The sequence below is a fragment of the Micromonospora musae genome (assembly GCF_003626635.1).
GTDB lineage: Bacteria > Actinomycetota > Actinomycetes > Mycobacteriales > Micromonosporaceae > Micromonospora > Micromonospora musae.
On the sequence record NZ_RAZT01000003.1, the window covers coordinates 316,767 to 335,737 of the forward strand.

General features: G+C 73.2%; 17 protein-coding genes. All 17 read right to left on the reverse strand.

Going from position 1 to position 18,971, the window contains the following annotated elements; all coding sequences use genetic code 11:
* Positions 1 to 50: 50 nt before the first annotated feature.
* On the reverse strand, positions 51 to 470 hold the full coding sequence (locus D7044_RS07285; protein WP_120678144.1) for a TraR/DksA family transcriptional regulator: 420 nt from the start codon (positions 468 to 470) through the stop codon (positions 51 to 53).
* A gap of 225 nt (positions 471 to 695) precedes the next feature.
* A complete protein-coding gene (locus tag D7044_RS07290; protein WP_120678147.1) occupies positions 696 to 2,195 on the reverse strand; it encodes a potassium/proton antiporter in 1,500 nt (499 codons plus the stop codon).
* A gap of 22 nt (positions 2,196 to 2,217) precedes the next feature.
* On the reverse strand, positions 2,218 to 2,529 hold the full coding sequence (locus tag D7044_RS07295) for a DUF167 domain-containing protein (protein WP_120678153.1): 312 nt from the start codon (positions 2,527 to 2,529) through the stop codon (positions 2,218 to 2,220).
* Between the two features lie 6 nt (positions 2,530 to 2,535).
* A complete protein-coding gene (locus tag D7044_RS07300) occupies positions 2,536 to 3,156 on the reverse strand; it encodes a hypothetical protein (protein ID WP_120678156.1) in 621 nt (206 codons plus the stop codon).
* Between the two features lie 71 nt (positions 3,157 to 3,227).
* On the reverse strand, positions 3,228 to 4,037 hold the full coding sequence (locus tag D7044_RS07305; RefSeq protein WP_120678159.1) for a DivIVA domain-containing protein: 810 nt from the start codon (positions 4,035 to 4,037) through the stop codon (positions 3,228 to 3,230).
* A gap of 44 nt (positions 4,038 to 4,081) precedes the next feature.
* On the reverse strand, positions 4,082 to 4,387 hold the full coding sequence (locus D7044_RS07310; protein WP_120678161.1) for a YggT family protein: 306 nt from the start codon (positions 4,385 to 4,387) through the stop codon (positions 4,082 to 4,084).
* A 30-nt stretch (positions 4,388 to 4,417) separates the two neighbouring features.
* Complete coding sequence (locus D7044_RS07315; protein WP_120678163.1) at positions 4,418 to 5,107, reverse strand: cell division protein SepF; 690 nt, start codon at positions 5,105 to 5,107, stop codon at positions 4,418 to 4,420.
* A gap of 191 nt (positions 5,108 to 5,298) precedes the next feature.
* A complete protein-coding gene (locus D7044_RS07320) occupies positions 5,299 to 6,042 on the reverse strand; it encodes a YggS family pyridoxal phosphate-dependent enzyme (RefSeq protein ID WP_120678165.1) in 744 nt (247 codons plus the stop codon).
* Between the two features lie 9 nt (positions 6,043 to 6,051).
* On the reverse strand, positions 6,052 to 7,167 hold the full coding sequence (ftsZ, locus tag D7044_RS07325; protein WP_120678167.1) for a cell division protein FtsZ: 1,116 nt from the start codon (positions 7,165 to 7,167) through the stop codon (positions 6,052 to 6,054).
* Positions 7,168 to 7,421: 254 nt separating this feature from the next.
* Entirely contained in the window at positions 7,422 to 8,237 is an 816-nt protein-coding gene (locus D7044_RS07330) for a cell division protein FtsQ/DivIB (RefSeq protein ID WP_120678169.1), read from the reverse strand.
* A complete protein-coding gene (gene murC / locus D7044_RS07335) occupies positions 8,234 to 9,805 on the reverse strand; it encodes a UDP-N-acetylmuramate--L-alanine ligase (protein ID WP_120688342.1) in 1,572 nt (523 codons plus the stop codon). The genes D7044_RS07330 and murC overlap by 4 nt, the downstream gene beginning before the upstream one ends.
* The gene (gene murG / locus D7044_RS07340; RefSeq protein ID WP_120678173.1) at positions 9,805 to 10,908 is read right to left on the reverse strand and encodes an undecaprenyldiphospho-muramoylpentapeptide beta-N-acetylglucosaminyltransferase; all 1,104 of its coding nucleotides are present in this window, start codon (positions 10,906 to 10,908) and stop codon (positions 9,805 to 9,807) included. Before murG ends, murC begins: the two co-directional genes overlap by 1 nt.
* Complete coding sequence (locus tag D7044_RS07345; protein ID WP_120678892.1) at positions 10,908 to 12,287, reverse strand: FtsW/RodA/SpoVE family cell cycle protein; 1,380 nt, start codon at positions 12,285 to 12,287, stop codon at positions 10,908 to 10,910. The genes murG and D7044_RS07345 overlap by 1 nt, the downstream gene beginning before the upstream one ends.
* Positions 12,288 to 12,641: 354 nt before the next feature.
* A complete protein-coding gene (gene mraY, locus D7044_RS07350) occupies positions 12,642 to 13,769 on the reverse strand; it encodes a phospho-N-acetylmuramoyl-pentapeptide-transferase (protein WP_120678175.1) in 1,128 nt (375 codons plus the stop codon).
* Entirely contained in the window at positions 13,766 to 15,163 is a 1,398-nt protein-coding gene (locus D7044_RS07355) for a UDP-N-acetylmuramoyl-tripeptide--D-alanyl-D-alanine ligase (protein ID WP_120688343.1), read from the reverse strand. Before D7044_RS07355 ends, mraY begins: the two co-directional genes overlap by 4 nt.
* Entirely contained in the window at positions 15,160 to 16,725 is a 1,566-nt protein-coding gene (locus tag D7044_RS07360) for a UDP-N-acetylmuramoyl-L-alanyl-D-glutamate--2,6-diaminopimelate ligase (RefSeq protein WP_120678179.1), read from the reverse strand. The genes D7044_RS07355 and D7044_RS07360 overlap by 4 nt, the downstream gene beginning before the upstream one ends.
* A 52-nt stretch (positions 16,726 to 16,777) precedes the next feature.
* Positions 16,778 to 18,970: a peptidoglycan D,D-transpeptidase FtsI family protein gene (locus D7044_RS07365; protein ID WP_120678186.1), complete on the reverse strand. Its 2,193-nt coding sequence runs from the start codon at positions 18,968 to 18,970 to the stop codon at positions 16,778 to 16,780.
* Between the last annotated feature and the right edge of the window lies 1 nt (position 18,971).

Sequence of the window (18,971 nt, forward strand, 5' to 3'; positions counted from 1 at the left end):
CGACTCGGCGGTGATCGCTCACCGTCTTCTTCGCCGCCGGGGAGCGGACCTCAGCGCCGCTCCTCCAGCTGCTTGCAGGTCACGCAGAGGGTGGCCGACGGGAAGGCGGCGAGCCGCTCCACCGGGATCGGGTTGCCGCACCGCTCGCACCAGCCGTAGCTGCCCTTGTCGAGCCGCTCCAGCGCCCGTTCGACCTGCGTGATCCGTTCCAGGATGCTGTTGGCGAGGGAGATCTCCTGCTCCCGCTCGAACGTCTTGGTCCCGGTGTCGGCCTGGTCGTCCCCGGCCGAGTCGGTCAGCCGATCGCGCTGCAGCTCGGTGATCTCGCTCAGCGTCTGATCGTACTCGGCGCGCAGCTCGTCCCGCCGCGCCGCCAGAGCGGCCCGGATCTTCTCGGTCTCCGCGGCACTGCGGGCGGGCTTCGCCGGCGCCTTGCGTCCGGCGGTCCTGGTCTCGGCTGGCTTCGCCATGGGTCGCTCCCTAGGCCGCGGAACCGCGGCGATCCGCGGAACCTGGACAGGGGGTACCGATCCGGCGACCCCCAGGTACGAAAAGGGGCGCGCGGCTACGACCGCCGCGCACTCCAGAGGTTGGCAAGAATACGGAACGTACAGGCGTCCGACAACGTGCCGCACCGACGCACCACTATTCAGCCCCAAGCCCCACCTAACTGGGGCAAAAGGAACGCTAGCAGATCAATCGTCGCGGTCGTCGCCGTACTCGCCAAACCACCGGGCCAGCCGACCCCGCCGACTGACCGCCCGCAGCCGCCGCTCCGCCTCGTCCCGCGCGCCCGCCGTAGCGACGATCAACAAGCTGTCGCCGGCCTTGAGCCGGGTGTCCTGGCGCGGCACGAAACCCACCCCGTCCCGCAGCACCAGCGTCACCGACGCCCCCTGCGGCAGCCGCAGCTCGTCGATGTGCACCCCGGCCAGGCGGGACCCCTCCGGCACCTCCAGCTGCAGCAGATCGGCCCGCATCCGTTCCAGCGGCGCCGTCTCGACGTGCACCTCCGCGGCCTCGGCCGGCGCGGTCACGCCGAGGCGGCGGGCCACCGGCGCCAACGTGGTGGTCTGCAGCACCGTGAAGATCACCACCAGCACGAAGACGGCGTCGAAGAGCCGGTCCGCGCCGGGCACCCGCTCGGAGAGCGGAATGGTGGCCAGCACGATCGGCACCGCGCCGCGCAGCCCGGCCCAGGAGAGGAAGGCCTGCTCGCGCAGACCGACCCGGAACGGCAGCGCGGAGACCACCACCGACAGCGGCCGGGCCGCCAGCACCAGGGCCAGCCCGGTCACCACCGCAGGAAGCACCGCCGCGTCCAGCCGGCCCGGCGACGCCAGCAGACCCAGCAGCACGAAGAGACCGATCTGGGCCAGCCAGGCCAGCCCGTCGGCGAAGCCGAGGATGGCCTGCCGGTGCGGCAGGCGGGCGTTGCCGAGCAGCACCCCGGCCACGTAGACGGCGAGGAAACCGGAGGCGTGCAGCACCGCCCCGGCCGCGTACGCCAGCACGGTGAAGCCCACCACCGCGATCGGGTACAGCCCCGCCGACGGCAGCGCCGCCCGGCGCAGCGTCCACCGCCCGGCGAGCCCGGCCCCGACACCGACCGCCGCGCCGACGATCAGCTCGTAACCCACCAGGCCGACCTCGTACCACCACGGATGCCCGGCGCTCTCCACCGAGAGCAGCACCACGAGCAGCACCACCGGTGCGTCGTTCATGCCGGACTCGGCCTCCAGCGAGGCCACCAGCCGGGGCGGCAGGCGCAGCCGGCGCAGGGTCGCGAACACCGCCGCCGCGTCGGTGGAGGAGAGCACCGCGCCGTAGAGCAGCGCCAGCCGCCACTCGAGCCCGAGCAGGAAGTGGACGGCGACCCCGACCACCACGATGCTGACGATCACCCCGACCGTCGCCAACACGGCGGAGAGCCCGAGCACCGGGCGGAGCGTGCTCCAGCGCGCGGTGAGCCCGCCCTCCGCGATGATCACGATGAGCGCGCAGAAGCCGAGGGTACGGGTGAGCGTGGCGTCCTCGAACTGGATGCCCAGCCCGGCCTCACCGATCGCGACGCCCAGCGCCAGGTAGACCAGGAGGCTCGGCACGCCGAGACGGCTGGAGAGCCGTACCGCGCCGACCGCGATCAGCAGCACGGCGGCGCCGACGAGCAGCGCGAGGTCCAGCCCGGGCGTCACGATCGCCCAGCCCGGCAGCTCCTCACTCGCCGGATCCGTCGCGCAGCCGGCGCAGCAGTTCGGGCAGCGCCGGGCCGGGCCGTTCGATGAGGAAGAGCTTGTCGCGGCTGGCCGCGCCGGCGCGCAGCGAAACCGCCGAGGGGCGGACGTCGAGCGCCCCGGCGAGTGCCCGGCGGGCGGCCTCGGTGGCCCGGCCGTCGACCGCCGGCGCGTTCACGGCGATGACCAGTGCGGGCCCGTGCGGGCCGTCGAACCGGCCGCCGACCCGCGACCGGGCGGCGCCGGGCTTGACCCGGACGGCCACGGTGAGCCTGTCGGGCGCGGGCACCGGCATCCTCGCTCAGCTCGGCCGGATGTCGGCGAGCAACGCGGTGGCCGGCGTGCATCGGGCGCACGGGGTGAAGCCGAGCTCGACCGCCTCCGCCGCCGGCAGCGGCTCGTGCGCCCGTTCGACCAGATGGGCGCAGTCGGCCAGGTGGTAGCGGGGACGGCCGTCGACCACGTGGACCTCGTCGAAGAGCCGGGCCACCCGCGACGCCTCGGCGGGCGTCACGGGCTGGGCTCCGGGTTCGTCGTCGTACGCCCCCGCGGGGCCGGTGGCCGGCGGGGGCGACTCGTCGTCGGCGGGCGGGACGGGCGTTTGCCGCCACCCGTCGCCGCTGCCGACTGTCGAGGGAACATGCTGGACCGGGATCTCCGGCTCGACCGGCGCCGGACCGTACGCCACGTCCGGGGCTACCGGTTCGGCCGGCCGGGTCTCGTCCGGCTTCCGCCGGTCGTCCCGGACCGGATCCGCCGTCGCCCGGGTGACGGCGGCCTGGCGGGCACCCACCACCAACGCGACGGCGGCCAGCAGACTGGCCGCGATCGAGATGATCAACATCGGGCTGGAGCCGCCGGCGAGACCCGCCACCAGCAGCGCCACAGCGACGAGGATGAGCACAAGGCTTGCGACTATCACGGGCTCACCCCCGCCGCGTCGTACGGTCCAGGTGGTCGGCGACCGTCACGCTGACGGCCGCCGACCGAAGATCAGCGACCGGCCTCGAGAGCGCCGGAGCGACCGCCACCGTAGGAGCTGGCGAGACCAGCGGTGGCCAGCCCGTTACCGCCCGCGACGCGACCGCTCTCGGAGCGGGTCATCTCGGCCTCCAGGCCCTGACCGCGGCCGTCGAGGTCGCGCAGCTGGCTCTCCAGGTAGGCCTTGAGGCGGGTGCGGTACTCGCGCTCGAACTGCTTGAGCTCCTCGATGTGCTTCTGCAGCGCGGTGCGCTTGGCGTCCAGGCCGCCCATGGCCTCCTGGTGCCGCTGGCGGGCGTCCCGCTCGAGCGCGTCGGCCTTCGCCCGCGCCTCTCGGGTCACCTCCTCGGCCTTCGACCGAGCCTCGGCGAGGACCTGGTCGGCCTCGCGCTGGGCGGCGGTGACGTGGTCGTCAGCCGTCCGCTGGGCCATCATCAGCACCCGCAGGGCCTGCTGCTCACCGTCACCGACGGCGGCGGCAGCGGCAACGCCGCCGGCGGCCCGCACCTGCTCCAGCTCGGCCTGCATCGCACGGGCGGCCTGGTCGGCCGCGGCCTTGTCGCGCTGCACCCGGTCGAGCTGGGCCTTGACGTCGTTGAGCTCCGCCGCGAGGCGGGCGTCACCGCCGGGGCCGGCGGGGGCGCCGCCACGGCCGCCGCGCTCCACCTGGGCGCGCAGCTCGTTGTTCTCCTCGATGAGACGGGCGAGTTCGCGCTCGACCTCGTCCAGGAAGGCGTCGACCTCCTCCTCGTCATACCCCCGCTTGCCGATCGGCGGCTTTTTGAAGGCGACGTTGTGAACGTCGGCCGGGGTCAGCGGCATCGAAACTCCTCGGGTCAGTTGCGGCCGCGAAAGCGCGTCGGTCATCAGGCGGTTGCCAAGATCGACGGCCTCAACACGAACTCCATCAGCACGAACAGGATAACCAGGAGCACAAGGGAGGCCAGGTCGATGCTCACGGTACCAATTCGAAGCGGAGGGATCACACGCCTCAACGCGCTGAGAGGGGGATCAGTGACGCTCCACACGGATTCCAGTCCCGCCGATGCGCCGCGACCCGGTTGCCAACGACGTCCGTACTGCAGCACCGCGCTCAGGACGAACCGGGACAGGAGAAGCAACAGGAAGACATAGAGGACCAGGTACAGAACCTGGAGCAGGATCGACAACACGGCAGGCGACGTCCCTCGGGTCGGGCGGGGTCAACTCAGGCTGAAAAACCCGCCCTCAGCGATCTTGGCCTTGTCCTCCGCGGTGACCTGGACGTTGGCCGGTGAGAGCAGGAACACCCGATTGGTCACGCGCTCGATCGTACCGCGCAGCCCGAACGCCAACCCGGCGGCGAAGTCCACCAGACGGCGGGCGTCCGCCTCGTCCATCTCGGTGAGGTTGATGATCACTGGTACCCCGTCGCGGAAATGCTCGCCGATGGTGCGCGCCTCGCGGTAGGTGGTCGGGTGCAGGGTGGTGATCTGGTAACGCTGCTCCTCGTCGGCGGCGACCGTCCGCTCCCGCGGCGCGGTCTGCGGGGCGAGGGCGAGGTTGTCGCGGGTGTGGTAGGTCAGCGCGCCGGAGGTCTCCCCCGTCGACCGGGTGATCGACCGGACGCTGGACCGCTCGGGGCGCTCCGGGCGCTCCGACTCGGTCCGCTCGGCCTCCGTGGCACGACCACTCGTCCGCTCCGTGAGGCGGCCACGCTCCCCCAGCCGCGGGCGCGGTGCCGGCGGCTCCTCGGCCTCGTCCTCCTCGTCGGCGAACTCCTCCGCGTACCGGCTCTGCCGGTAGCGCGAGTCACGGTAGCCACCCTTGTCGTAGCCACCGTCGTCGTAGGCCCGCTCGTCGTCCTCTTCGACCAGACCGAGCCAGACCCCCGCCTTGCGCAGTGCACCCATCCCGCGCCCTTCCATCCGCCGTGCGGCACGCGCCCCCGTGCCGTGTCGCTGTCGCGAGTGGACCTACCTCTGCCCACCGGACCGGAACGGCAATCCACTGGCACGCGATTCGCGTCGTGTGCCACGACCCCCGACGACGGGATGCCGCTCCTGAAACAACACCGATGTAATTTGCTTCTTTCGCGGTCAGGCTACCGCAGCGTGGGGCGCATTCCGAGCAACGCGCTACCGACGCGGACATGTGTCGCGCCGTATCTGATCGCGATTTCCAGGTCGCCACTCATACCGGCCGACAGCGCCGTCGCCTCCGGGTGGAGCGTCCGCATCCACTCGGCCACCTCGGCCAGCCGGGCGAAGGCCCGCTCCGGCTCCCAGCCCAGCGGCGCCACGGCCATCAGCCCCGCCAGCCGCAGCGCCGGCGCCGCCGCGATCGCCTCGGCGACCGCGCCCAGCCCGACGTCCGGATCGGCCGAGTCCGGCAGCGCGCCACCGCGTGCCGAGTCGCCGTCGATGCTCACCTGCACCAGCGCGGTCAACGGCCGGTCCCGACCGGCCGCCGCGACGTCCAGCGCCCGGGCCAGCCGGACACTGTCCACCGAGTGCACCGCGTCGGCGTAGCCGACCACCGAACGGGCCTTGTTGCGTTGCAGCCGTCCGACGAAGTGCCAGCGCGGCGTCACCCCGGCCGCCGCGACCTCGGCGGCCTTGGCGGCGGCCTCCTGGTCCCGGTTCTCCCCGACGTCGGTCACGCCGAGTTCGGCCAGCGCCAGCACGTCGACGGCCGGGTAGGTCTTCGTCACCGCGATCATGGTGACCTCGGCGCGGTCCCGTCCGGCGGCCGCGCAGGCGTCCGCGATCCGGGAGCGTACCCCGGCGAGCGCGGCCGCCAGTTCGGCACGGCGGTCGGGCCGCACCCTGGTCGAGCTGTCGGTCATCGGTGGCGCTCAGGATCCGTTCTTGAGAAAGTCGGGCACGTCGACGTCGTCGAAGAGTACGCGGCGCGGCGACTGCTGCGGCGCCGGCACGGTCGGCGACGCCGCCACCGGCGGGTTCTGCGGTGCCGGCTGGTTCTGGTTGGTCTTCCGCCCCGGCTCGGCCGCCTTGTACGCGGGCGCCCCACCGTCGAAGCCCGCCGCGATGACGGTCACCCGCACCTCGTCGCCGAGCGCGTCGTCGATGACCGCGCCGAAGATGATGTTCGCGTCCGGGTGGGCCGCGTCGGTGACCAGCTGCGCCGCGTCGTTGATCTCGAACAGACCGAGGTCGGAGCCACCGGCGATGGAGAGCAGCACCCCGCGGGCGCCGTCCATGCTCTGCTCGAGCAGCGGGCTGGAGATCGCCGCCTCGGCCGCCTCCACCGCGCGGTTCTCGCCCCGGGCGCTGCCGATGCCCATCAGCGCGCTGCCCGCGCCGCTCATCACGCTCTTCACGTCGGCGAAGTCGAGGTTGATCAGACCCGGCGTGGTGATCAGGTCGGTGATGCCCTGGACACCGGAGAGCAGCACCTGGTCGGCGGTGCGGAACGCGTCCATCATGCTGATGTTGCGGTCGCCGAGGGCGAGCAGCCGGTCGTTCGGGATGACGATCAGCGTGTCGCACTGGTTGCGCAGCTCGTCGATCCCGGCCTCGGCCTGCACCTGCCGGCGCTTGCCCTCGAACGAGAACGGCCGGGTCACCACGCCGATGGTGAGCGCGCCGAGCTTGCGGGCGATGTTCGCCACCACGGGCGCGCCGCCGGTGCCGGTGCCACCACCCTCACCGCAGGTCACGAAGACCATGTCGGCGCCCTTGAGCACCTCCTCGATCTCGTCGCGGTGGTCCTCGGCGGCGTTCTTGCCGACGTCCGGGTTGGCGCCCGCGCCGAGCCCACGGGTCAGCTCGCGGCCGACGTCGAGCTTCACGTCGGCGTCGCTCATCAGCAGCGCCTGCGCGTCGGTGTTGATCGCGATGAACTCGACGCCCTTGAGCCCAACCTCGATCATTCGGTTGACGGCGTTCACGCCGCCGCCACCGATGCCGACGACCTTGATGACCGCCAGGTAGTTGTGCGGAGGTGTCATCTGAAGGTCCTTTCCCCCTCGAGATTGGCATGGGCCGACCCACACGGCTTGGCCAGGCCAGCGGTCGACGTCGGCAGTCTCCAACGAGGACAAGGGACGAACCCTCACCCTCTACTAGAGGCTTACAGTTATGTCAACCACTGATCCTCTTCGGGGCAACGTAAGCGTCCTCGCGCCAGGAGCCAAGGACCCGGTCGGCGTGTCGCCGCCGGAGCGGGCCGGGTCACGTCGATCCGACCGGTGCGGGACCGTCGTCACCGGAAGGTGACCACCTCTGGCGCGCTCACGTCGATCGTCCTCGCCCGCTGATCGAGCAGCGCCGTGGCCACCCGCGCCTTCTCCTCGCCCCGGGACGCGTCGCCCCAGATCAGCGTCCGACCACCGGCCAGGCGAAGCTTGATCAGCGCGAGGCTCTCCACTGTGACGTCCACCAGGGAGTCGCGCAGCTCCGGGGTGAGCGCGCCGAGCACCTCCACCGCCGCCCGGGTGCCCGGATCGTCCGCCCCCGGCCGGCTCACCCGCACCAGCGGCAAGCCGTCCGGACGCTCGTCCAGAGTGCGGAACGCGGTGCCGCTGCGGTCGATCACGACGAACCGCTCCCCCTGCGGCACCGCCGCCAACGGGGTGCGCTCCACCACGCGTACGACCAGCGCGCCGGGCCAGTCCCGGGACACCGTCGCCCGCTCCACCGGCGCCAGCGCGCCGATCCGCCCGGCTGTGCCGGCCAGGTCCACCCGGGCCAGCGGGATCCCGTCCGGCACGCCGGCGGCCTCGCGTACCTGCACCGGCGTCACGATCTCGGCACCCTCCACACGCACCTCGCGCACCCCGAACAGGCCGGTGCCGAGGACGACCCAGGTGATCAGTCCGGCCAGCGCGAGCACCGCCGCGGCGACCGCCCAGGGCAGCGCGGCGCGCATCCGGCGCTGCCGGGCCCGGCGCATGAAGCGCCGGGTCGAGGGCGGCACCGCGTCACTGTCCGCCCGGACCAGCTGCCAGCGCCGGACGACGCGCCCGCGCCGCCCGGCCGCCTCCCCGGTGGTCCTCCCCCGGGCCGGCCCGGGGCTCATCCGCCGGCGGGCGTCGCGCCGTCCGGGGTCACGGCGTCACCGGCGGCCTGACCGCCGCCGGCGGCCGGCGCGCCCGGCACCGTGCCCCCGATGGCCATGCTGCCGCCGGACGCACCGCCCGGGGCCCGCGTCGCCGCCCCGGAGGCGTCCTCCGTACGGGCCAGCAGAGCGTCCAGCAGTTGGTCGCCCATGAGCGAGATGGGCGGCGCGCCCATCGTCACCACCACGTCACCGGGGCGGGCCCGCCGGGCCACCTCCACCGGCGCCGCCTCCCAGGAGTCGACGAAGACCTTCCGCTCCGCCGGCAGCGGCACCGCCTCGATCAGCGCGGCCGAGCCCTCACCGGGCTGGCGCAGCTCACCGGGGCCGAAGACCTCCAGCAGCACCAGCTCGTCGGCGATCGCCAGAGACTGGGCGATCTCCTCCTGCAGGTCCCGGGTGCGGTAGAGCCGGTAGGGCTGGAAGACCACGATCAGCCGGCCGTCCCCCGCCACCTCGCGCAGCGTCTGCAGCGCCAGCGTCATCGAGGTGGGGTGGTAGGCGTACTCGTCGTAGACCAGCACGTCGTCGGCGACGCCCTTGCGCTCGAAGCGCCGGCGCACGCCGGGGAACGCCGCCAGCGCGGCCTCCGCCGCCTCCAGCGGCAGCTCCAGCAGGTACGCCGTGAGCACCGCCGAGGCGCTGTTGAGGCCCATGTGCCGCCCCGGCACCGGCAGGCGGAACTCGCCCAACGACCGTCCGTCGATCGCGGCGAGATAGCGCACGCCCTGCGCCGACGAGGCGATCTCGGTCAGTCGCAGGTCCGCGTCGGCCGACTCACCGTACGTGTGCACCCGGCGCCCCTCGGCGCGCAGCGTCTCCGCCAGCCGTCGCCCGCCCGGGTCGTCGGCGCAGGTGATGATGAACCCGTGCGGGTCGGTGAGCCGGGCGAACTCGACGAACGCCGCCTCCAGCGTCGCGTAGTCGCCGTACGTGTTCAGGTGGTCGGCCTCGACGTTGGTGATGATCGAGACGTACGGGCGGTAGATCAGGAACGAGCGGTCGCTCTCGTCCGCCTCCACCACGAAGTGCTCGCCGGTGCCGTGGTGGGCGCCCGAGCCGACCTCGGAGATCTCGCCACCGATCACGAAGGACGGATCCGTGCCGGCCTGCTGGAGCACCATGGTGACCATCGAGGTCGTGGTGGTCTTGCCGTGCGTGCCGGCGACCGCCACCGCCCGCCGACCGGTCATCGCCGCCGCGAGCGCCTCCGACCGGTGCAGCACCCGCAGGCCACGCCGGCGCGCCTCCACCAGCTCCAGATGGTCCTGGGGGATCGCCGAGGAGTAGACCACCGTGTCGACACCGTCGAGGTTGGTCGCCTCGTGGCTCATGTGGATCGTGCCGCCGAGAGCGCGCAGCCCGGCCAGGGACGGCCACTCCCGCAACTCGCTGCCGGAGACCGGGATGCCGCGGGTGAGGAAGAGCCGGGCCAGGCCGCTCATTCCGACCCCGCCCACGCCGATGAGGTGGATCGTGCCGAGGTCCTCGGCGGTGAGCGTGCCGGCCGGCGTGAACTGCGCGGTCATCAGGCCACCGCCTCCAGGACGTAGTTCAGCAACGCCACGTCGCCGTCGCGCCGCCCGTACGCCGCCGCGGCCGCCCCCATCGCGGCGAGCCGGTGCGGGTCGCGGACCAGCGGGATCACCGTCCGCTCCAGCCAGGCCGGGGTCATCTCGGTGTCGTCGACGAGCAGCCCGCCGCCGGCCTCCACCACGGGCAGCGCGTTGCGCTTCTGCTCCTGGTTGCTGTGCGGGTACGGCACGAAGATCGTGGGCAGGCCGATGGCCGCGACCTCGGCGACGGTCATCGCCCCGCCCCGGGCGAGCATGAGGTCGGCGGCGGCGTAGCCCAGCTCCATCTCGGAGAGATAAGGCAGGGTCACGTACGGCACCGGCAGGTCGGTGGGGATCGGCACCGGCTCGTTGCGGGCACCCATCACGTGCAGCACCTGCACGCCGTTGCGGGCCAGTTCCTTGGCCGCGCCGGCGACCGCGAGGTTGATCGAGCGGGCGCCCGACGAGCCACCGGCGACGAAGAGCACCGGCAGGTCCGGACGGAGCCCGAAGTGGGCCCGGGCGGCGTTGCGCAGCGCGGCCCGGTCCAGCCCGGCGATGCTGCGCCGCAGCGGCACACCGACCACCCGGGCGTCCCGCAACGACTCGGCCTGCTGGGGCTGGTGCGGGAAGCCGACCGCGACGTGCTTGGTGAACTTCATGCCGAGCCGGTTCGCCACCCCCGGCGGCACGTTCACCTCGTGGATGACGATGGGCATCTCCCGGCGCCAGGCTGCGAGGTAGGCCGGCACCGAGACGTACCCGCCGAAGCCGACCACCGCGTCGGCCTGGACCTCGTCGATCACCTTGCCCGCGGCGCGGGCCGCGGTCCACATCCGGCCCGGCGTGCGGACCAGGTTCATGTTGATCGAGCGGGGCAGCTGGTAGGCGGGGATCTGCCGCAGGTCGTAGCCCTGCGGCGGGATCAGGTCGTTCTCCATCCCCCGGGGTGTGCCCAGGCAGGTGATCCGGACGCCGGGGTCGTGTCGGCGCAGGCAGTCGGCGAAGGCGAGCAACGGGTAGACGTGCCCCCCGGTGCCACCTCCCGCGAGCACCACCGAACGCAGCGGACCCATCAGCGTCTCCTCTCGCTCGCCGTCCCGCTCCGCGCCCGGGTCTGCCGGGCGCCGCGGGGTGCGGCCTCTTCGTCGGACCGCCGCTGCCGCGCCCGGGGCACCGGCCCACGGGCAGCCGGAGGCGGCGCCGTCCGGCGACGCCGGCCGGGAAGCGGCGGCAACGGGGCCCAGAGTAGTCGGACCCACCGGGCCGGCGGACGGGCATGGAGGGCTCTGGCCGCATCGGGTTCGGCGCGGGCGAAGGAGGCGAGCATGCCGACCGCCGCGAGCGTGACGACCAGCGCACTTCCACCGTCGGAGATGAACGGCAGCGGCAGACCCGTGATCGGCATCAGCCCGACCACCCCACCGACATTGATGACGGCCTGGCTGACCAGCCAGGTCGTCACCGCGGCGGCGGCCAGTCGGCGGAACGGGTCGTCGACCCGCCGGGCGATCCGCAGCCCGGTGTAGGCGAGCACCGCGAAGAGGGTGAGGATCACCGCGCAGCCGACCACCCCCAGCTCCTCGGCGACGATGGCGAAGATGAAGTCGTTGTGCGCCTCGGGCAGCCAGTCCCATTTCAGGCTGCTCTTGCCGAGCCCGACGCCGAACCAGCCGCCGTGCTCGATCGCGAGCCGCCCCTGGAAGAGCTGGTAGCAGTCGGTCAGCTTGCACTCCTCCGGGTCCGGCGGGTTGAAGAAGGAGATCAAGCGGGCGAGGCGGTAGTTCTCCGCGCCCCGCTCGCCGGAGCCCGCGCCGAGCGACGCAACCGCGATGAGCAGGCCGACGCCGACCAGACCGGCGACCGAGAGCGCGCCGAAGACCCGCAGCCGCACCCCGGCCGCCCAGAGCAGCCCGACGACCAGCGCGAGCAGGCAGATCATGGTGCCCAGGTCGTTGTAGCCGACCAGCACGAAGAGCAGCCCGACCATCGGGACGAGCGGGGTGGCCAGCTCGCGCCACCAGCCGAGCGCCGCGCCCTTGCGGGCGATCACGTGCGCGCCCCAGAGCACCAGCGCGAACTTGGCCAGCTCGGAGGGCTGCACCTGGATCCCGCCGATGAACAGCCAGTTCAGGTACGCCTCGATCGGGCCGATCGAGGCCGAATCCGTTCCGCTCACCCGGGCCCAGGCGACCAGCAGGTTGAGCACGAGCAGCAGCCCGATCGCGGTGAAGAGCAGCGGCCGGCCGAGCGCCCGGTAGGTCGTGGCGGGCAGCCGCTGGCAGGCCCAGAAGGCGCCCACCCCGATCACGGCGAAGATCGCCTGCTTGACCACCGAGGCCGTGGCGTTGCCGTCCTCGGCGTAGTCCTTCACGCTGGTCGCGGAGAAGACCATGGTCAGGCCGATCAGCAGCAGCAGGCCGGCGCTGGAGATCAGCAGATAGTAGGAGGCCATCGGGCGGTCCAGCAGCCCGCGCAGCGCCGCGAGGCCGCCGGCCGCGTCCAGCCCGCGCGGTAGCGCCGGGGTGTCGTCCGGCCCCCGCGCCGTGGCGGCCGCCTCGGTCGTACGCCCGCCACCCGGCTCCCGCCGGGGCCGGGCCTTGCTGGTGCCCTCGGTGCCTCGTTCCTCCCCCACCCGGACATCATCGCGGCTACGCCGGGCGCCCGCCCCCGCAACCGCCCCTTCGGCGTGTCGGGCCGCGAGGAGGGAGCCGCGCGCGGAGCCCGCGCGGCAGGATGCCGGCCGTCCCGACCAGCGGCGGGCCGACCTCCCGACGGGCGGGACGGTCGGCCCGGCCGGCCGGACGGCTCAGGTGACGTTGGCGAGGTACTCGCTGTAGAAGAGGCCCAGGGCGATCGCCACGCAGATGCCCGCGATGATCCAGAACCGGACCACGATGTTGACCTCGCTCCACCCCGCCAGTTCGAAGTGGTGCTGCAGGGGCGACATCCGGAACACGCGCTTGCCGGTGGTCTTGAACGAGATGATCTGGATCACGACGGACATCGTGATGATCACGAAGAGGCCGCCGATGATCGGCAGCAGCATGATGGTCCGGGTGGACATCGCCATGCCGGCGATCAGGCCACCGAGGCCGAGCGCACCCGTGTCACCCATGAAGATCCGGGCCGGTGAGGTGTTCCACCAGAGGAAGCCCACACAGGCCCCGGCCGCCGCCCCGGCGATCAGCGCGATCTCCAGCGGGTCGCGGACCGCGTAGCAGTAGTCCCGGGTGTAGCTCGGGTCGGCGCACCAGTGCCGGTACTGCCAGAACGCGATGAGCCCGTACGCGGCGAGGACCATCACCGACGCGCCGGTGGCGAGACCGTCCAGGCCGTCGGTGAGGTTCACCCCGTTCGTCGCCGCCATCACCACGAAGATGAAGAGGATGACCGCGCCGACCTTGGTGAGCTCCAGCGCCGGGATGTCCCGGATGAAGCTCAACGTCGTGCTGCCGACGGTCTCGGTGTTGGTCGCCGTGCCCTTCGCATCGGTCATGGTGCTCGGGAAGTAGAGCGCCACCACACCGAAGACCGCGCCGACCAGGATCTGCCCCAGCAGCTTGCCGCGCTTGTTGAGACCCCCGCTGTGCCGCTTGCGCACCTTGAGGAAGTCGTCGATGAAGCCGACCGCGCCGGAGAAGACCATCAGGCCCAGCAGCACCAGCGCCGTGATGGTCGGCTCGACCTGGGCGATCTGCAGGTCCGGCAGGGTGGTCAGGGCCAGGTGACCCGCGACGTACGCGATGACCGTGGCCAGGATGAAGACCACGCCGCCCATCGTCGGCGTGCCCTTCTTGCCCTCATTGCTGGCGAGCCCGAGGTTCGATCGGATCGGCTGGCCGGCCTTCAGCCGGGCGAAGACCTTGATCGCGATCGGGGTGCAGAAGAGCGAGATCAGGAAGGCCACCCCGACGGCGACGATTACCGCCCTCATGCAGCGGTCTCCCCACTGGCGTCAGCGCGCAGCGCGTCGGCCACCTCCCAGGTGCGGTACCGGGAGCCCTTGACCAGGACGACGTCGCCCGGCCGTAGCTCCTCCCGCAACACCTCGACGGCTGCCGCCTGATCGGTGAGCAGCACCGACTCTCCTCCCCAGTTGCTTACCGCTGTCGCGCCTTCGTGGATCGGCGCGGCCGACTCGCCCACCACGAGCAGCCGGTCGACGCCCAGCTCGGCCGCGAGCCGGCCGACCTCCGCATGGCCGTCGTACTCGTACGGTCCCAGCTCGGCCATGTAGCCGAGCACCGCGACGGTACGCCGCCCGCCGCCCAGCGCGGCCAGCGCCTTGATCGCCACCGACATCGAGGCCGGATTGGCGTTGTACGAGTCGTCGATGACCGTCACCCCGTCGGGCCGGTCGAAGACATCCATCCGCCGGGTCGAGACCAGTCCCAGCTCGCCCAGCGCCTGCGCCAGCTCGGTCAGCGGCATGCCCAGCTCCCGGGCGACCGCCGCCGCGGCGAGTGTGTTGGAGACCTGGTGGCGGCCGGTCAGGCCGAGCCGCACCGGCGCGCGCCCCTCGGGCGTGACCAGCGTGTACGACGGGCGGCCCCGCTCGTCGAGCACGACGTCCTCGGCGCGCACGTCGGCGTCCGCCGCCTCGCCGTAGAAGACCACCCGGGCCTCGGTGCGGGACGCCATGGCGGCCACCAGCGGGTCGTCGGCGTTGAGCACCGCGAGGCCGTCGGCCGGCAGCGCCTCGACCAGCTCCCCCTTGGCCAGGGCGATGTTCGCCTGCGAGCCGAAGCCGCCGATGTGCGACGTCCCGACGTTGAGCACCACCGAGATCCGGGGCGGCACCAGCTCGCAGAGGTAACGCACGTGCCCGATCCCGCGGGCGCCCTTCTCCATCACCAGGTAGCGGGTCTCCGAATCGGCCTTCAGCGCCGTGTACGGATGCCCGAGCTCGTTGTTGAACGAGCCGGGCGGCGCGACCGTGGTGCCGAGGCGGGAGCTGAGCTGGGCGACGAGGTCCTTGGTGGTGGTCTTGCCGGAGGAGCCGGTCAACCCGACCACGGTCAGCTGCGGCAGCCGGTCGACCACCGTACGGGCCAGCCGCCCCATCGCGTCCCGCGCGTCGTCGACCAGCACCATCGGCACGCCGGGCACCTCCCGGGTGCCGAGAACGGCCACCACGCCGGCCTCGACGGCCCCCTCGGCGAAGTCGTGCCCGTCGGCCTTCTCGCCGGGGAAGGCGACGAAGAGCCCGCCGGCGTTCACCTTGCGCGAGTCGAACTCGACCGAGCCGGTGACCCGGGCGTCCGGGTCGGCGCCGACGAGCCGACCGTCGACGGCGGTGGCCACCTCGGCCAGCGTCAGGGGGATCACCGGTGACCCGCCAGGTCGCCGAAGCGGGCGCGCAGCGCGGCCGCCAGCTCCGTGTGGTCGTCGAACGGCAGCACCTCGCCGGCCACCTCCTGCCCGCGCTCGTGGCCCTTGCCGAGCAGCGCGATCACGTCGCCCGGCTCCGCCAGCCGGACCGCCTCGTCGATCGCCGCCCGACGGCCGGCCACCTCGGCGATCCGGGCCGTCGTACCGGCCTGCCGGGACCCGGCGAGGACCTCGGCGCGGATGGCCGCCGGATCCTCGGTCCGCGGGTTGTCGTCGGTCACCAGCACCACGTCGGCTCCCTCCGCGGCGGCGGCGCCCATCACCGGCCGCTTGCCCCGATCCCGGTCCCCACCGGCGCCGATCACGCAGATCAGCCGGCCGGTGCTCAGTTCACGCAGCGCGGCCAGGGCGGCCACGATCGCGTCCGGCTTGTGCGCGTAGTCGACCACGCCACGGACGGGCGCGTCCGCGGGGGTGACCAGCTCCAGCCGACCCGGCACGCCGCCGCAGGCGGCCACCCCGGCGACCGCCGTGCCGGGCTCCACCCCGACGGCCGTCAGCGCGGCGATGGCGAGCAGGGCGTTGGCCACGTTGTGCCGGCCCGGCAGCGCCACGCTCCCGGGCAGGGTGAGCCCGTCCGGGCCGTGCACGGTGAAGCGCTGGGCGTAGCCCTCGCCGCCGATCCCGTCGGCCCACCAGGTCGCGGCCCGGTCACCGGACGCCGAGTAGCTGACCGTGGCCGGTTTGAAGAGCGGTCGCAGCGCCGGGTCGTCGTGGTTGAGCACCTCCACCCCGCAGCGACCGTCGAAGAGCTGCGCCTTGGCCGCGAAGTACTCCGCCGAGTCGGCATGGAAGTCGAGGTGGTCGGAGCCGAAGTTGGTGTAGCCGCCGACGGCGAAGCGAACGCCGCCGACCCGGCCCATGGCCAGCGCGTGGCTCGACACCTCCATGACCACGGCGGTCACCCCGCGCTCGCGCGCGGCGGCGAGCATGGCGTGCAGGTCGGTCGCCTCCGGGGTGGTCCGCACGCTCTCGATCACCAGGTCGCCGAGGCGGGTCTCCACCGTGCCGATCAGTCCGGTGGTGTGCCCGGCGGCGCGCAGGCCGGACTCGATCAGGTAGGCCGTCGAGGTCTTGCCGGCGGTGCCGGTCACCCCGATCACGGTGAGCCCCGCGGTCGGGTCGCCGTAGACGGCGGCGGCGAGCGCGCCGAGCACCGCGCGGGGATCGGGCACCACGAGGGCCGGCAGGCCGGCCTCCGCCACCGCGGCCGCGCCGGCCGGGTCGGTCAACGCGGCCACCGCACCGGCGGCGGCCGCCGCGGCGGCGAACTCGGCGCCGTGCCGGCGGGCGCCGGGCAGCGCCGCGTACAGGTCGCCGGGGCGGACCTCCTGGCTGGCGTGTGTGATGCCGGTCACCACCACGTCGGCGGCGTCGGTCGGCGGCTCGACGGTGAGCCGGGCTGCGAGGTCGCCGAGCCGGGTTCCGGTGACCGTACGGGGACGAGGATTGCCGGACACGGCGTCAGACCCTACCCGGTCGTCCGGCGTCGGCCGCACAGCCGCCCCGGTGGTTCGTCCCCACTCACCGATGATGTCCCGCCGTGCCTGCTCAGCGCGGATAGACCACGAACTCGGGCGACTTGCTCGTCGTCGAGGGCGGCACCTTGTAGTGACGGAGAGTGAACTGCATCATTTCCTTGAACGCCGGTCCGGCGATCGCCGCGCCGCCGCCGGCGGGGACGTACGCGAAGACCGCGATCACGTAGCGGGGCTTCTCGGCCGGCGCCATGCCGATGAACGAGGAGACCTCGCCGGGTTGCTTCTTCCCGTCCACCAGCCGCCAGCCGGTGCCGGTCTTGCCGGCGACCCGGAATCCCGGGACGGCGGCCGTCACGCCGGTGGCGTTGTCGACCGTGGTGACCGCCTCCAGCAGCGTGCGCAGCGCCTGGGCGTTCTGCGGGCTCAGCACCGGGCGGGTGACCGGGGCCTTGGCCGGCGTCCGCCTCCCGTCCGGCCCGATGACCTCCTTGATGAGGTGCGGCTGGATGTACGTCCCGTCGTTGGCGATGGCGGCGTACGCGGCGGCCATCTGCAGCGCGGTGGCGTCCACGCTGTGCCCGATCGGCACCGACCCGTACGACGACCCGCTCCACTCCTCCGCGGGCAGCAGCCGGCCGCTCGCCTCCCCCGGCATGCCCTCCCCGGTGGGCTGGCCCAGCCCGAACCGGCGCTGGTAGTCGATGAGGCGGTCCCGGCCCAGCTTCTCGGCGACCTTGATGGTGCCGACGTTCGAGGAGTACGCGAGCATCCCGGCGATGCTCATCCGTCGGCCGTTCGCCGGGTGCGTGTCGGAGAACCAGGTGTCGCCCATCTTGATGCTGTTCTCGATGGGCAGCGTGGTGTCCGGCTTGATCACCCCCTCCTGCAGCGCCGCGCCGAAGGTGATCGCCTTGTGCACCGAGCCGGGGTCGACCACGAAGCTGGTGGCCACGTCCTCCCGGGCGACCGGGCTGCTCGCCTCCGGCTTGGCGGCGTTGTAGGTGGGATCGCTCGCCTGGGACAGCACGTCGCCGGTGGCGACGTCGATCACCACGGCCGCGGCCGTGACGTTGCGCGCCTGTTCGGTGTGCCGGCGGAGGATCACCTGCGTCATGTACTGCAGGTCCCGGTCGACGGTGAGCTGCAGGGAGCTGCCGGGCTTCGGCTGCGTCGTCTCGCTGTAGCCGCCCGGGATGGGGGCGGCCAGGTCGCCGAGGCCGGCCTCGTAGACGCGCTTGCCGTCCTCGCCGCGCAGCAGGTCGTCGTAGCGGGCCTCCAGCCCCTCCAACCCGACCATGTCCTGGCTGGTGAAGCCGATCAGGTTGGCGGCCAGGTCGTCGCCCGGCACCTCGCGCCGCTCGTCGCGGTGCACGCCGATGCCGGGCAGTTCGAGCGCCTGCACCTGCTTGGCGACACCGATCTCCACCCCCCGGGCCAGGTACTCGAAGCGCGACGGGTTGCCGTTCTCCAGCTTGCGCGGCTGCATGAGCCGGGTCAGCTTGGACGCCGGGATCCCCAGCAGCGGGGAGAGCGCCTTGGCGGTGCCCGCCGGATCCTCGATGAGGGTCGGGTCGGCGAAGACGTACCGGGCCTCCACGCTGTGCGCGAGCAGTGCCCCGGTGCGGTCGTAGATCGCGCCCCGGGGAGCGGGCAGGTCGACCGTCCGGGTCCGGTCCGCGACGCCGCCGCCGGCGTACGCGGGCGCGTCCACCGCCTGCAGGACGACCAGTCGGATGCCGATGGTCACGAAGAGCGCCAGGGTGAGCACAGTGCCCAACCGCAGTCGCAGTCGCGGGTCGGCGAGCTTCGGCGGCTTGGGCGGCTTGCGCGACGGCCGCCGCCCGGCGGGCCGGTCCGGCCGGCGCGGCGGTCGGGGGGCGGTCCGGCGGCGCGGCGCCGCCGGCTCGTCGGCCGGGTTGCCCGGGATGCGCGCCTGCACGGTGCGGACCACGCCGGAGCGGCCGGCCGCCGAGGCGTCCCGGCGAGCCGTCCGGGCGGTCCCGGCGCGCCCACCGTCGAGCACCTGCAGGGCCGGCCGGAACGGGTCGCCCGACCGGGTGCCGCGCGGGGTGCGGCGCTGCTCGGCGCCGCCACCCCGCGACACCCGCTCGTTCCCCTCCCGGATGGTGCGCCCCCGAGGGGTGTACGCCCGGGCGCCGGAGATCCCTCCGACGCCCGGTTCACCAGTGCCCCGGCCCTCCCGGGCCGAGCCGCGCCGGGATCCTGGATCGTCCCGGCGCGGATCCTCCGACCGCGGTGGCACC